Annotated in this window: 15 protein-coding genes; 7 read left to right on the forward strand and 8 right to left on the reverse strand. The window is 39.9% G+C overall.

The genetic code is table 11. The annotated features are described in order from the left end of the window. Positions 1–304: 304 nt before the first annotated feature. Entirely contained in the window at positions 305–535 is a 231-nt protein-coding gene (locus AB7942_RS24420; protein WP_026565703.1) for a hypothetical protein, read from the reverse strand. Between the two features lie 138 nt (positions 536–673). On the opposite strand from AB7942_RS24420, the gene pdaB reads away from it, so the two are divergent. Beyond that, positions 674–1,426 carry a polysaccharide deacetylase family sporulation protein PdaB gene (gene pdaB, locus AB7942_RS24425; protein ID WP_088085024.1) on the forward strand — a complete coding sequence of 251 codons (753 nt, stop codon included), beginning with the start codon at positions 674–676 and terminating at the stop codon, positions 1,424–1,426. Positions 1,427–1,453: 27 nt separating this feature from the next. Here the strand turns inward: pdaB and AB7942_RS24430 are convergent, their stop codons facing one another. Then, positions 1,454–2,146 (reverse strand): KinB-signaling pathway activation protein, encoded by a 693-nt coding sequence (locus AB7942_RS24430; protein WP_369448895.1) that lies wholly within the window; start codon positions 2,144–2,146, stop codon positions 1,454–1,456. A 150-nt stretch (positions 2,147–2,296) separates the two neighbouring features. Here AB7942_RS24430 and gerD point away from each other — a divergent pair, with 150 nt between their 5' ends. Beyond that, positions 2,297–2,911 carry a spore germination lipoprotein GerD gene (gerD, locus tag AB7942_RS24435; RefSeq protein WP_335437288.1) on the forward strand — a complete coding sequence of 205 codons (615 nt, stop codon included), beginning with the start codon at positions 2,297–2,299 and terminating at the stop codon, positions 2,909–2,911. Between the two features lie 74 nt (positions 2,912–2,985). Here the strand turns inward: gerD and AB7942_RS24440 are convergent, their stop codons facing one another. The 3 genes from AB7942_RS24440 to AB7942_RS24450 all read right to left on the reverse strand — a co-directional run bounded on the left by AB7942_RS24440 (position 2,986) and on the right by AB7942_RS24450 (position 5,434). Then, positions 2,986–4,041, reverse strand: coding sequence for an Mrp/NBP35 family ATP-binding protein (locus tag AB7942_RS24440; RefSeq protein WP_369448896.1), 1,056 nt, complete (start codon positions 4,039–4,041; stop codon positions 2,986–2,988). A 139-nt stretch (positions 4,042–4,180) separates the two neighbouring features. After that, the gene (cwlD, locus tag AB7942_RS24445) at positions 4,181–4,906 is read right to left on the reverse strand and encodes an N-acetylmuramoyl-L-alanine amidase CwlD (RefSeq protein ID WP_306298912.1); all 726 of its coding nucleotides are present in this window, start codon (positions 4,904–4,906) and stop codon (positions 4,181–4,183) included. An 84-nt stretch (positions 4,907–4,990) separates the two neighbouring features. Further along, positions 4,991–5,434: a YbaK family protein gene (locus AB7942_RS24450; RefSeq protein ID WP_088085020.1), complete on the reverse strand. Its 444-nt coding sequence runs from the start codon at positions 5,432–5,434 to the stop codon at positions 4,991–4,993. Positions 5,435–5,628: 194 nt separating this feature from the next. Between AB7942_RS24450 and AB7942_RS24455 the strand changes: the two genes are divergently transcribed. The 5 genes from AB7942_RS24455 (at position 5,629) to AB7942_RS24475 (ending at position 10,005) form a co-directional block, all read left to right on the forward strand. Next, positions 5,629–6,021, forward strand: a complete 393-nt coding sequence (locus AB7942_RS24455; RefSeq protein WP_369448897.1) for a hypothetical protein — start codon at positions 5,629–5,631, stop codon at positions 6,019–6,021. Positions 6,022–6,379: 358 nt separating this feature from the next. Then, complete coding sequence (locus AB7942_RS24460; RefSeq protein ID WP_369448898.1) at positions 6,380–7,096, forward strand: SDR family NAD(P)-dependent oxidoreductase; 717 nt, start codon at positions 6,380–6,382, stop codon at positions 7,094–7,096. Beyond that, the gene (locus tag AB7942_RS24465) at positions 7,096–8,124 is read left to right on the forward strand and encodes an S-adenosylmethionine:tRNA ribosyltransferase-isomerase (protein ID WP_369448899.1); all 1,029 of its coding nucleotides are present in this window, start codon (positions 7,096–7,098) and stop codon (positions 8,122–8,124) included. Before AB7942_RS24460 ends, AB7942_RS24465 begins: the two co-directional genes overlap by 1 nt. Positions 8,125–8,237: 113 nt before the next feature. After that, positions 8,238–9,350 carry a GAF domain-containing sensor histidine kinase gene (locus tag AB7942_RS24470; protein WP_369448900.1) on the forward strand — a complete coding sequence of 371 codons (1,113 nt, stop codon included), beginning with the start codon at positions 8,238–8,240 and terminating at the stop codon, positions 9,348–9,350. 13 nt (positions 9,351–9,363) lie between these two features. Beyond that, positions 9,364–10,005: a response regulator gene (locus AB7942_RS24475; protein WP_369448901.1), complete on the forward strand. Its 642-nt coding sequence runs from the start codon at positions 9,364–9,366 to the stop codon at positions 10,003–10,005. Between the two features lie 441 nt (positions 10,006–10,446). Here the strand turns inward: AB7942_RS24475 and AB7942_RS24480 are convergent, their stop codons facing one another. From AB7942_RS24480 to AB7942_RS24490, 3 genes are all read right to left on the reverse strand, one after another. Next, positions 10,447–10,857, reverse strand: a complete 411-nt coding sequence (locus tag AB7942_RS24480) for a hypothetical protein (RefSeq protein WP_369448902.1) — start codon at positions 10,855–10,857, stop codon at positions 10,447–10,449. Between the two features lie 193 nt (positions 10,858–11,050). Beyond that, complete coding sequence (locus AB7942_RS24485) at positions 11,051–11,983, reverse strand: response regulator (protein WP_369448903.1); 933 nt, start codon at positions 11,981–11,983, stop codon at positions 11,051–11,053. Positions 11,984–11,987: 4 nt separating this feature from the next. After that, positions 11,988–13,295 carry an ATP-binding protein gene (locus AB7942_RS24490; protein ID WP_369448923.1) on the reverse strand — a complete coding sequence of 436 codons (1,308 nt, stop codon included), beginning with the start codon at positions 13,293–13,295 and terminating at the stop codon, positions 11,988–11,990. Positions 13,296–13,300: the final 5 nt, after the last annotated feature.

A 13,300-nucleotide genomic window follows, 5' to 3' on the forward strand; every position in this document is an offset into this window, starting at 1 on the left:
GCCAGCGTTCGTCCTGAGCCAGGATCAAACTCTCCAAGAAAGTTGATTAGCTCATTTTGTTACGTTGGCTTAGTTTCTTAGTTGAAACTAAAAATTTTTGTTTGTTTGCACGATTTTGTTTGTTTAGTTTTCAAAGAACAATTTATTCATTCGCTCAAAAGCGACTTTATTAATATATCACCCACAAAACGTAATGTCAACAACTTTTTTTAAGTGTTTTTTACGTCAGCAGCGACGTTTATTAATATACCAAGATACAAAATATTTGTCAACGAACTTTGCACAAAAAATATGAAGTTTTTTCTTACCCCTTTTTCCTATCCTTCTTTCCCCTCCTCATATACTTTAAACAATCATGGGGAGAAGCAACCCGTCTAAATAATGTAAATAAAACTTTATATCGTTCTTCCATTGCTCGTTTAACAATATGATCAATTCGATCATCTCTTAAATCAAATAATATTTCATCCATTTCTCTTTTAATAAGGTATTCCATTTCTTTTACTTCTTTATCGTTTATTAGAAGTCCAAACATTGAATAACCTCCAGCGAAATATCTATTTATAGTAGTCTTTTCCAATTATTGAAATTTTATGATTAAATTTTTCTAATCATATTTTTAAAATTACGGTCATAGGTTGAGACAAGGACAGTATTGGACGAGGTGGGGACGATGAAATTCTTTTTTGTATTTAACGGGAAGACTTTGAAGAATATTTCACTCATTTTAATTGCTGCATTTTTTACTGCTTGGTTTCTCTACATAGAGAATCTTGCACAAATTCCTGTCTTTTCAACAAAAGATGGTCCGAAAGCCGTTTATAGAGGGGAAAAGGATCTTGCTCTTACTTTCAATATTGGCTGGGGTGACGAAAAGGCAGAGCCGATTTTAGATACGCTAAATAAGGAGGGCGTGAAGGCAGCCACTTTTTTCTTAGCAGGTTCATGGGCTGAAAGACATCCGGATCTTGTCAGTCGGATTGTAAAGGATGGTTATGAAATCGGCATTCTTGGTTACGAATACAAAGACTATCGAGATTTGGAAGATGTAAAAATCGGCCAAGATATCTCAAAAGCACAAGTGGCCTTCAGGAAGTTAAATGTAAAGAATATTAAATTACTCCGTGCTCCAACTGGCCATTTTGATGAGAGAACCCTGAAAATAGCCAACAGATATGGATATACGGTTGTCCATTGGAGTGTGGATTCAAAGGATTGGAATAATCCTGGCGTACCAACCATTGTTAAAAATGTTAATAAGGCTGAAAAAGGTGATATTATTCTGCTCCATGCTTCGGACTCGGCAAAGCAAACAGCAAAAGCACTGCCGCTGATTTTGAAGAATATTCAGCAAAAAGGGTTAAAACTTATTTCAGTATCAGAATTAATCGCAAATGGAGAGGCAAGTTCCAGAGAAATCAAATAGTTAGACGCTAAAAAACCGTCCAATATATTAAATGGACGGTTTTTTTGTCTTTTTCATATTTGCTTGTTTATTATTTTTTGATTTATCAGGCGATTGACTCGCTCTTTTTTGTCTTTCCTGCTGAGATTGTAGGTTTAATTTATGAAGAATTAATAATTGATAGGCATTACACGCAAGCAACGCCAACATCATCAGGTAAAGCCAGCTCTTTTCATTGACACGCAGAACTGGAACCCACTCAACTAATGTAACCACGATCATAAAGAACATGGCAGGAATAAACGCCTCTTGATTTGTCTGTTTCGTTTTGTACCACGCAACGATTAGACCAACGACTAAAAGAATGATAGCTGGACCAAAATAAGGCAGGAGCGCATCCTTTGGCCCAGCAAAATTTTCGTATCGTAAATAAACTAAATCAAATAAACCAAATAGAATCAGGACAACTTGAACAGCATTCCAAAGTGAAACAGATTTAAAGATTCCTAAACCAAAACGGTGAACCGTTAAATATGCAAAAAAGCCCATTTGGCTGATAACACTAAACAAAAAGCCCATGACAATTAACCAAATTAAGGTTGATAAAATATCAATGAGTTTAAATTCAGTAAAATAGGGCTGAAACTCATTCCAACGAACAATAAAGCCCACAATAGCCGTTGTGAGTCCGCCTACAAATAATGTGTTGATAAATAGTTTTACCCAATTACGGCTCGTCACACAATAAACCTCCATACTACAAAAATAAATAACATTATGATTGTACCAAGCCAAATTTGAAAAATCCATATTTTATGATTCCTTACGAATAATCTTTCAGCAGTTACTACATGCTAAACTTAAGGATTTTTATGTGAAAGGGGCTTATTAATGAAATCAAAACGCATGTTGCTCCTCCTGCCCATCATGGTGTTCCTGACAAGTTGTTCTTCCAATGACGCCAGCAGCGGAGGACAAATTGATTACGAAGAAACGAAGAAAATGGTCGTTGATATTCTCAAAACCGATGATGGTAAGAAAGCAATCCAAGATGTGATGTCAAGTGATAGTATGAAGGAAAAGCTTGTGATGGATCAAAAAGTTGTCTCTGATACCATCCAGCAAACACTAACCTCAGATAAAGCCAAACAATACTGGAAAGAAACATTTAGTGATCCCAAATTTGCACAAAGCATTTCTAAAAATTTGAAATCTGAAAATAAAACGTTACTAAAGGAATTAATGAATGACCCTGAATATAGAGGAATGATGATTGAAGTTTTTAAAGAGCCTGAAATACAAAAGGAATTGGCAGATGCTCTAAAAAGCAAAGAATACCGCGAGCATCTCCAGAAAGTAATTACGGAAACGGTCGATAGTCCTTTATTTAAGGCAAAAATACAAGAATTACTCTTAAAGGCAGCTGAAGAAGCAAATAGCAAATCATCCGGAGGAAAGAGCAGCAGCGATCAATCGGGCGGCAGCAAAAGCGACCAAGGCAGCTGAAGCTAGACTCTGGTACATTCCTATCAAAAAATAGAAGCCTCTCCACATCGGAAGAGGCTTCTATTTTCATTAATTTACTTTTTTAGCAAGCCAGTTACTTTTTCAGCTATTTCTAGATAAATTTTTCCAATCTGATGGTCTACTTGATAGACCGATGGGGCAAAGTCTTCTTCGTTCCAATCAGGCTGATTTAGCGGCAGACGGCCAAGAACTTCTGTATTCAATTCTTCCGCTAATTTATCGCCGCCGCCTTGGCCGAATACATATTCTTTTTCCCCGGTCAGCTTGCTTTCAAAATAAGCCATGTTTTCAATGACACCAAGAACTTCATGGTCAGTTTTCAGAGCCATTGCCCCAGCACGCGCTGCGACAAAAGCGGCCGTTGGATGCGGTGTTGTTACAATAACTTCTTTACATGCCGGAAGCATCGTATGAACGTCTAATGCGACATCCCCAGTTCCAGGTGGTAAATCTAAAAGTAAATACTCAATGTCGCCCCATTCTACTTCATTAAAGAAGCTGTTTAACATTTTCCCTAACATCGGCCCGCGCCAGATAATAGGTGAATTATCCTCGACAAAGAAGCCCATTGAAATGACTTGTACTCCAAACCGTTCAACAGGAATTATTTTTTCTCCTCTTACAACCGGTCTTTCTGTAATTCCCATCATATCTGGAACACTAAATCCATAGATATCCGCGTCAATTAGTCCAACCTTTTTGCCTAGACGTGCTAGTGCAACGGCGAGGTTAACCGAAACCGTTGATTTACCAACTCCGCCTTTTCCACTTGCGATCGCAATGAAGGTGGTATTATTTGAATGAAGCAGGTTGGTATCATTACTTTCTGGTTGTGCATGACGGTTTGCTGCTAACACTTCTTCAGGAAGTTCACTAAAACGGATTCCAACCGATGCCGCTCCTGCTTCTTTTAACAAATTGACAATTTGTGTTTGCAGTTGGAGCTGTTCAGCTGTACCTGTCTTTGCGATGGCTACCTTTACACTGACATGATTTTTTTCTTCTTTTACTTTTATTTCAACAATAGCATTTAATTCAGCTAATGTTTTATTTAAAAATGGTTCTTTGAGGCTGCCTAGAACCTCATGGACTCTTTCTTCTGTTAACATAAAAAAGCACCTCACATTTTGAATTCGTTTCCATCTCTCAGTATATCATACCCACACCCGGAAACAGTTAATTGAATCACACGTACTTTATATGTTGAATCCAACTTTTCGCAAAAAAATAGAAGGGGTTTTCCCGCCTTCAATAATCTGGTTCAACTAATTCTTTTTCATTCGTGTAATAACGAGTAATTCCTTGATAGATGGATATCGCAATTTTTTCCTGGTAAGAATCCTTCTTTAAATTTTCCTTTTCTGCTGGATTGGACAAAAAGCCCACCTCAACTAAAATACCCGGCTTCTTTGCATTCTTTAATATATACACATTATTGATTGGTTTGGCTCTACGAGTGGTATTCTCTAAGTTTTTCCGAAGTTCTTCCTGAACAAATTTTGCTGCCTTAGCATTTTCCTTAAAATGTGGAGCATAAAAGGTCTGTGCTCCGCTCCACCTGGCAGAAGGAATCGCATTTAAATGAATGCTGACAAAAAAATCGTTATCACCGTTATTGATCATTTTTAGTCTATTTTTTAAATCTTCAACTTTTCTCCTACTATAACCCCTTGTATCCGAAGCGGCTAAGTCTGTATCAGTTTCTCTCGTCATAATCACAAGGGCACCTTGCATTTGCAGGTAATCCTTGACCTTCTTTGTAATCTTTAAGGCAATGTCTTTTTCCAATGTTTGACCCGTTCCAGCACCGCCATCTGGACCGCCATGGCCCGGGTCAAGTAAGATGATTTTTCCCGACAATGGAAGATTCCACGCATTTAACGAGTCATCTTCAGCAAAATCGTATTGTAAAACGAAAAATAAGACAAATAGCCCCACAATAAAACTTATGATTTTTAATCTTCGTTTTGACACCCAGATCATTCCTTCCCGCTCGTCCCGATTCACTAAACTATATGGGACAAAGGGGGGATTTAGAACAGGAAGAAATGATGGACATTAGTGGAGACGGAGCTTGTGGCGCCTTTGCCCCTTTTCATAGCCTTCTCTCCACCAGATACGAATATATTGCTCACACAGGTAATAAAGTGATTCACTCATGGTGCCCTCTTCACCGCTTCCCCAATAAAGGAAAAAATTATATAGGGTATCAATTAAATGTTTTTCTTCTCGATAGCAGCGTTTGCGAACCTCATCTAGGTCTTCTCCATAATAACCAAACTTGCTGAATTTTGCCCCCAATAAAAAGGCTTCAAGGGCAATATCATAGCATGCTTCTTCTATGCCTGTATTCATTATTAGGCTGGAGGCAATTTTTGTAGAGCCAAAGTATTGTTGGACTCGTTCTTTTAATGTATTGATCGATAACTCCCGAAGGACGGAACGCTCATATTTTATTTGTTTTTCCCGTTTTTTTTCTTTAAAGGTCGTAATTACTGTCACTACTTTTCACCTCTTAGAACTATTCTTTATCTGGGGTTCAGAAGAAATGCAAAGTTCTGACCGTTATAAGTTGCCAATTTTTATCCGATGGATTTGTTCATACAGAAATAATTGTTAACAAATTATTCAAACAATTTTTATGTTGCTTTTTGTAAAATTAAGGTGGAGTGTTAAAAAATGAGAGGAATTGGAATATGATCGTAAAACTCCGGACGATGTCAAAAGAATATAGAACACTGTTATCTTTAAATGCACGTATGGATTTATCGCCAAAAGATAAATTAAACGGAATCCCGTCAAAACTAACGAACCGCCACAAAATGCTTTCTGACCAATTAATCTCACTGCATCAAACCGACTCTCCCTATACTCGTTTTCCATCTTATAGCTATGGTCAATTGCAAAAGGGGCCTCTTTGCGCAGATTTTCAATCGTTAATATTAGTGCTGCTTTTCCCTGATTTAAAAATTACAACGAATCTGGTTCATGACTGGTGTAGGGTGGTTGGGTCTAGAAAAACGATACGAAGAATTCTAATGCAAAACTATAAGTCAGTTGGAGAAAGGCAACATAGGTATTTTGAATAAAAATTGATTAAAGCCATCTCCTACTTCACTTTATGTCCAATTATACGCCCTTCCTTGACTCGGTAATGGAGACCTTTTTCATTTACCGCCGAGGCGCTTTTTCCCCTTTCCTCGGTAAATGGAGACCCTTTTCATTTACCGATGGGACCCTTTTTTCCCTTTCTCCGGTAAATGGAACCTTCCCCTCTTTAAAAGAAGTTAATACCACTTTTCCTGGTTGTTTCGATAACTCCCCGAACAAGTAAATTCGTCTTTTCTCATCCTAAAGTTGTAGATAAACTTCAAGCTTTTTTCCGAAGGATGATTTTCCAGAAACCTGTATGCTTAAAACATCAAGAAACAAAGGGGAGAGACAAATATGAAAAATAAAGTAGTAATGATCACTGGAGCCTCAAAAGGATTAGGTAGAGCGTTAACACTATCTTTTGCTAAGGAAGGAGCTAAACTTGCGATTTGCTCCAGGTCAGCAAAAGGCCTGCTAACAGTGAAAGAGGAAGCTGAAAACTTAGGTGCAGAGGTATTAGCGGTTACCGCTGATATTTCTAATTCACGAGATGTCGAAAGATTCACAGCGATGGCAGAGGAAGCCTATGGCCATATTGATGTCCTGATTAATAATGCATCTATCCTAGGTCCTAGTCCAATGCCAATGCTGCTCGATTATCCGGAAGAAGATTTTGTTGAGGTGCTACGGGTGAATGCAGTTTCGCCATTTCTGGTTACCAGAAGAGTGATTCCAGGGATGCTTGAGCGGAATGTAGGATCGATTATTAATGTTACATCTGAAGCTGGCCATACCGGTTATGCAGGCTGGGGTGCATACGGGATTTCAAAATTTGCCGTTGAGGGTCTTACCCAAACGTGGGCGGAAGAATTAAGTGAAACAAATGTACGGGTAAACATGGTTGATCCCGGCGAAATGGACACAGAAATGCACCAGTTAGCTGTTCCCAATTGCGATTACCCATTGGCTAAACCGGAGGATGTGGTCGACATCTTTTTATATCTAGCATCCGATAAGTCTGCAGGAATTAATGGCCAGCGGTTTGAGTCCCATTCAGAGGAGGAATTGTGATGGCGACGAAAGCGTTGGATTTTTATCTGCCAGATGAATTAAATGCTTCCCATCCCCCTGAAAAACGCGGCCTAAGGAGGGATCATGTCCGGATGATGGTACTGGACCGGTCTACGGGAGAAGTCCGGCATGACCAGTTCTTCCACTTGGCAGATTACCTTCAGCCCGGGGATCTGGTCATAGCCAATAATAGCCGAACCATACCCGCGGTATTACATGGTAAATGGTCAAGAAATAACGAAACAATCGCACCCACAGTTGAAGTCAGGTTGGCAAGACGCCGTCGCGAAGAATTGTGGGATGCGCTAATTGTAGCTAACCCTGTTAAAACAGGCGACCAGCTAGACTTTTCCCCGGAATTGTCAGCAATTGTAATCGGCGAGAAAGAGAATTCCCCTCTTAAGATCATTCAATTTACGAAAAGGGGCACAGAATTATTTAATATCATCTATGCCCTTGGTGAGCCGATCCGATATGAATATATTGAAGGGCCATGGGACTTGGATTACTATCAAACCGTTTTTGCCTCCCATCCCGGTTCCGTCGAGATGCCCTCGGCAGGCAGAGCCTTTAGCTGGGAGCTCATCTTTAAAATGAAGCGCAAAGGCATCCAGCTTGATTTTATCCAATTGCATACCGGGTTAAGCTATTTACTTGATGATAGGTGGCATCAGTCACCCGAAGAGAATGAAGAGGAGTATCAAATCTCTAAACGAATTATGGAACGGATCCTCCAAACGAAAGCATCTGGCAAAAGAGTCATTGCCGTTGGTACAACAGTAGTTCGGGCGCTCGAGACGGCCGCTAAAAACGGGGCCCTTTCAGGGGTGACAAATCTCTATATCGATCCATACTATCCTTTACAAATAGCCGACGGAATCATTACGGGGCTTCATGAGCCACAAGCAAGTCATCTCGATATGTTGTCCGCCTTTGTATCAGAGCACCATTTACTACAGGCATATGCTTTTGCAATCAAAGCCGGCTATCTATGGCATGAGTTTGGGGATATGAATCTAATCTTATGACGAAAGGAGGCAAAAAGCATCAGAAAAGGCAGCTTTTCTAAGTTCTAAGGAAGCTAAACAAACCACCTAATAAGTTATAATAACAGTAAATGCAGGACGCTGGAGGAGAATGTATGTCGGAAGAGAATAAAGATATCGGCATTTTAAAGGAAATCGCTGAACTATTAAATGAAGGAACCGATACAAATGACGTATTGTCTGGAGTGTTGAAAAGGCTTCTTCAAGTGACGGGATTCCAAACAGGATGGATATTTTTAATGGATGAACATGGAACGCATCATCTTGCAGCCGACGAAGCCCTGCCGCCTGCTTTGGCAATTAACGATAAGCAGAGGATGTGTCAGGGTGGATGCTGGTGCGTCAATAAATACAACAATAAAAAATTAACGAAAGCAACCAATATTATGGAATGTAAACGGATTGAAGATGCGATCGACGAAAATGCAGGAGAAACATGCGGTCTCACCCATCACGCTACCGTCCCGCTCGGAGCTGGAAATGAACGATTCGGGATCTTAAATGTAGGTTCCCCCTACAAAACACATTTTCAAAAAAATGAACTCGCCTTACTCGAAGCCGTTGCCTATCAAATCGGCACGGCGCTGAAACGGATCAAACTTACCCAGAGGGAACAGGAGACTGCGCTGGTCGCTGAGCGGAATCGGCTTGCAAGAGATCTTCATGATTCTGTTAATCAGCTGTTATTTTCCTTAAGCCTTACAGCGAGGGCTGGAGTGGAAATGACAGAGCAAGATGAAGTGAAACAAACGTTTGGCTATATACAGGATTTAGCGCAGGAAGCGCTTGGCGAAATGAGAGCATTAATCTGGCAGCTGCGACCGCTTGGATTGGAGAATGGAGTAGTAAGTGCCCTTAAAAGTTATGCGGAAATGCTTGGACTGTCCATTGAAGCAAACATCACAGGAGCTGCTAGCATTCCAGGAACGGTCGAGGAAGCATTGTGGCGCATCGGCCAAGAGGCTCTGGCCAATTGTAAAAAGCACTCCCAGACCACAGAAACCAGACTCACCTTTCATACTGCCAAAGATGAGGTTGTCATGTCCATCACGGATCGCGGCTGCGGCTTCCACTTCGGAGAAACTCTCGAAATCCCCTCATTGGGATTAAAAAGTATGAAAACACGGACAGAAGCATTAAATGGCCAATTTCATTTAAAAAGTAAACCAGGAAGCGGGACAGAAATAGAAATTCATATACCGTATTAAGGAGGAGAACTCAGTGAGTATCCGCGTACTAATCGCCGATGACCATCACGTCGTCAGAAGAGGTCTAGTCTTTTTTCTTCGGACCCAAAAAGACCTTGAAATTATCGGGGAAGCCGCCAACGGCAAGGAAGCGGTTGAACAGGCAAAATTACTGAAGCCAGATATTATTTTAATGGATCTGGTGATGCCGGAAATGGACGGAATCCAAGCCACAAAGATTATTAAACAAGAACAGCCAGACATTAAAATCATGATGTTAACGAGCTTTTCCGACCAGGATCATGTCATTCCAGCTCTCGAAGCCGGTGCTTCAGGGTTCCAGCTAAAAGATATCCAGCCCGATGAACTGGTCACATCCATTAAAAAAATAATTGGCGGGGAAAACCAGCTCCACCCAAAGGCTACCTCTCATTTACTTGCCAATTTGTCCAATAAAAACAAGCAAAAAAAGAATTTACTAGCGGAATTAACGAAAAGAGAGTTGGATGTTTTAAAAGAAATAGCCAACGGAAAAAGCAATAAAGAAATTGCCGCCTCGTTATTCATCACCGAAAAAACAGTAAAAACCCATGTATCAAACATTTTGTCGAAACTCGAATTGGCTGACCGGACACAAGCCGCCTTGTATGCAGTAAGAAATCAATTAGTAGACTAAAACGGATTTGAGCTGAGCTTACATCCGTTTTCATTTTTAAACAAATAAAAAACACAACCAATTGGTTGAGGGCTTAATTTTGTCGAAATCTACTCAGAATATGTAGATATTTCCCGGGAATTTGTTGAAGTTTGAAAAATATTGAATCCGAATAGTCGAAACAAAGGAATTTCTACTTTTGATTCGGTGACTGGGTTTAAATGGTGATTTTTTTCAAATTTGACCCTTCCTTGGAGGAGAGGATGCTCTTCTATTCCTCTGTATATCATGTAGCATAACGACCTCTTTTCCCTTTCTATGGTTCTGGGTATATATTTGCGTTATATCGCCCAGCAATACGAAAACAAAAAAAGAGCAAAAAAAAAGCCTTAAAAAGGCACCTTATTTTCGGAATAAGGAGAGGAGTCCTCCCCATTTTTCTTTAGGTTTGTATCGCTTCTTCTAAACGTTTATTAAAATCATTTTGTGAAAGCCATTCATTTCACGTGTGGCCGCGAGTTCATTGACGAGAAACTTTAAGACCTCTTTTAATTGATTGGGGTCATGGGGTAAATTTTCATATGTATCGGATATCGTAATCTCAGTTTCATTGGATCCTTCTATTCTTTCCTCTTGTTGATACACAAGGTCTTTAGCCGTATCATCTAAGGGCTTGTCCGTATCGCGTAACGCTATAAGCGCTTCGATGTCCGACTGAACAAAGATACGCCAATCGCCATTTTTGAAAAACTCATATCCATTCCGCTCTAAGATTTGGCCATACTTTCGAACAGTGGGTGTTGCAATCCCCACTTCTTCTGCCGCTTCCTTGGAAGAGAATACTCTTTCATTCGGTTGTATATCACGTCGCATATCGGACCTCCTTTTCTATTAAAAATGAAGGTTTTTAGTTGAATTTGCTAGTTATATCGCCAAGCGATACATACTTTCACACGTGAGGGAGAGCTATTAGCTCTTCATGGGATATATTTATTTTGATACTGATCGATACATCTAGTGAAAATACTTGGAATCACTCTTTCTATCCCAGGCTCCTATTCACATTCTAATATTCCTCATCCACCAGCTGTTTTACTTCAAAATACAAAACCTGAATAAACTTCTTGGCATTAATCCGCGTATGCGTTGATGAAGTTAAAGGTGCTTGTTTCAATTCCGTCATTCGTTGACGCACTGTTGTAAAATCAAAAAACTTCGATGCGTAATTCTCAAATTTCTGATTCGCAAAATCAGCGAGGCCAAGAGATGCCAAATGATTCAATGATTGGTAAATTGCTCGGCGAACACGCTGTTCTGACGCTTTTCTCTCCCTGTCAACCTCATCTTGCGAAGCGACCGTTCCTAATTTTTTCAAGCTGATATGGGTGAAGATATCCTTTAAAATAGGAAATCCCGTCTCAAATGCTAGTTTTGTCTCATAATGGTATAAATAATCGATGATTTCCAGCAAGTCCTTGCTTCCATTTTCACCGGCTATGCCGAGTTCGGATAAAAGAACTTGCCCCCAGTCTGTAATTTTCTTTTCCTCGGAGGAAGACTTTTGTTCCTTGGGGGAATTCCAATCAAATACATTGCTGAGTGATTTTTGAATGTCTTGTATAGATCGCTCCAAACGAATGCGTTCCATGACCTTCTGTATAACCGATAATACTTCATTTCTGTTCAGCGGCTTTGTGATGTAATATTCGATTCCAAGTGAATAAGCTTCTCCGATCAGTTCTTTTGATTCCACTTGGGAAATCATAATGATTTTCCCTTTAAATGACGGCGCAATGCGACGAATGGTTTCAATTCCGTCCCGGATCGGCATCAGTAAATCAATGAATAAAATATCGACATGCTTCATTGCCAGCGTATGTGCATCTAGGAAAGAACCATCATCCACTTCCCCTACAACGTCACCCAATTCTTCATCCTCTATAATTTGTGACAGCATAGATCGAAAGACTTCATCATCATCCGTAATATAAAAAAACATAAACTCACCCTTTCTCGGCAAGACAGAGGATCGGCAGCCGGATAATGAAAATGCATCCTTTCCCACTCGTTTGGAGTGTTACCTCGCCTCCCAATTCCTCTGACATTTCTTTTATATAAGATAGCCCGATTCCCGTGGACGGTGTTCCATCTTCTCCATATTTAGAGGTAAACCCCGGTTTAAAAATGAGATGTTTATATTTTGAAGGAACGCCCGGACCGTCGTCAATCACTTTACACTCGATCCAATTTTCCTCTTTATCTATTGAAACGGTGATTGTGCCTGTATTTTCAATCGCTTCTACAGCGTTTGCGACTAAATTGTTGATAAAAGACAGCATAAGGTAAATGTGATAATTCGGATGCTCTCCCCTAATCTGCGAAACAAATTCAATTTTCTTCCCTAACAGCGCTGCATATTTCTGATTGATTCGAACTATTATGTACGCTAATTCATGTACATTCATATATTCCGGCAGACTTTCGCTTGAAATGAGCCTTGAAAGGCCCGCAAAGATTCTTTGGTTATCCTTTTTTATTTCATGCACCTCTCCGGCTATCCGTAAAGCTTTTTTTCCCCAATTTTCAATTGGAAGTCCTTGGTCTTTTTTAAAATCAATCATGTTTCGATATAAATTGTAGGATTCTTTTGTGATGGTTTCTGCATTTTGTAGCGTCTTTTTCAAATAAACAGACTCTACATACAAATTGGAAAGGTGCATGAGCATATTCTCATTCTCCCTCCGGGTTTGCGATTCTTTCAGTCGTAGTTCATACAGCTTCATCATATTGATGAAGGCCAAAACAAAAAAGCTTCGAAACACCGCGATAATAATGATTTTATTCAATGCCCCTATCGTCACAGCCGTTCCCAATACAAAAAGATGAAAAAGCATTAACTCAATAAGACTGGATGTGATTTCAATTGTAATACCGAAACATCCAATCAGCAAAGGATGTTGAAAACGATTCACCCTCATCAAATAAAACAGGAGGGCATATGTAAAATAGTAGAAGAACGTCGGATACCGTTCGGTAAGAGATACTGCCAGGCTAAAGTCTGCCGACACCATCCAATCCAATAAAACACGGAACGCCGAAACTGACGTTCCTACTAACAGCCCCATGACAACAGGTGAAATTTTACGAAAGAACAATAAAGAAAAGAAGAAAATAGGAGTTCCGAAACTTACACGAAATACATTATCGAATGGATGAAAGTTCAATTCACCTGCGATTGGTACTATAACCATAAGAGCAATAACGATCCAGAAATCTTTGCTTTGCAGTTGATCCGCTCTCAAATCCGCCACTTCTT

It is taken from the genome of Neobacillus sp. BF23-41 (genome assembly GCF_041106275.1).

Coding starts and splice junctions, on each gene's coding strand:
- AB7942_RS24420 (WP_026565703.1), bottom strand. CDS start 535: ATGTTTGGACTTCTAATAAACGATAAAGAAGTAAAAGAAATGGAATAC.
- pdaB (WP_088085024.1), top strand. CDS start 674: ATGAAATTCTTTTTTGTATTTAACGGGAAGACTTTGAAGAATATTTCA.
- gerD (WP_335437288.1), top strand. CDS start 2,297: ATGAAATCAAAACGCATGTTGCTCCTCCTGCCCATCATGGTGTTCCTG.
- AB7942_RS24440 (WP_369448896.1), bottom strand. CDS start 4,041: ATGTTAACAGAAGAAAGAGTCCATGAGGTTCTAGGCAGCCTCAAAGAA.
- AB7942_RS24455 (WP_369448897.1), top strand. CDS start 5,629: ATGATCGTAAAACTCCGGACGATGTCAAAAGAATATAGAACACTGTTA.
- AB7942_RS24460 (WP_369448898.1), top strand. CDS start 6,380: ATGAAAAATAAAGTAGTAATGATCACTGGAGCCTCAAAAGGATTAGGT.
- AB7942_RS24465 (WP_369448899.1), top strand. CDS start 7,096: ATGGCGACGAAAGCGTTGGATTTTTATCTGCCAGATGAATTAAATGCT.
- AB7942_RS24470 (WP_369448900.1), top strand. CDS start 8,238: ATGTCGGAAGAGAATAAAGATATCGGCATTTTAAAGGAAATCGCTGAA.
- AB7942_RS24480 (WP_369448902.1), bottom strand. CDS start 10,857: ATGCGACGTGATATACAACCGAATGAAAGAGTATTCTCTTCCAAGGAA.
- AB7942_RS24485 (WP_369448903.1), bottom strand. CDS start 11,983: ATGTTTTTTTATATTACGGATGATGATGAAGTCTTTCGATCTATGCTG.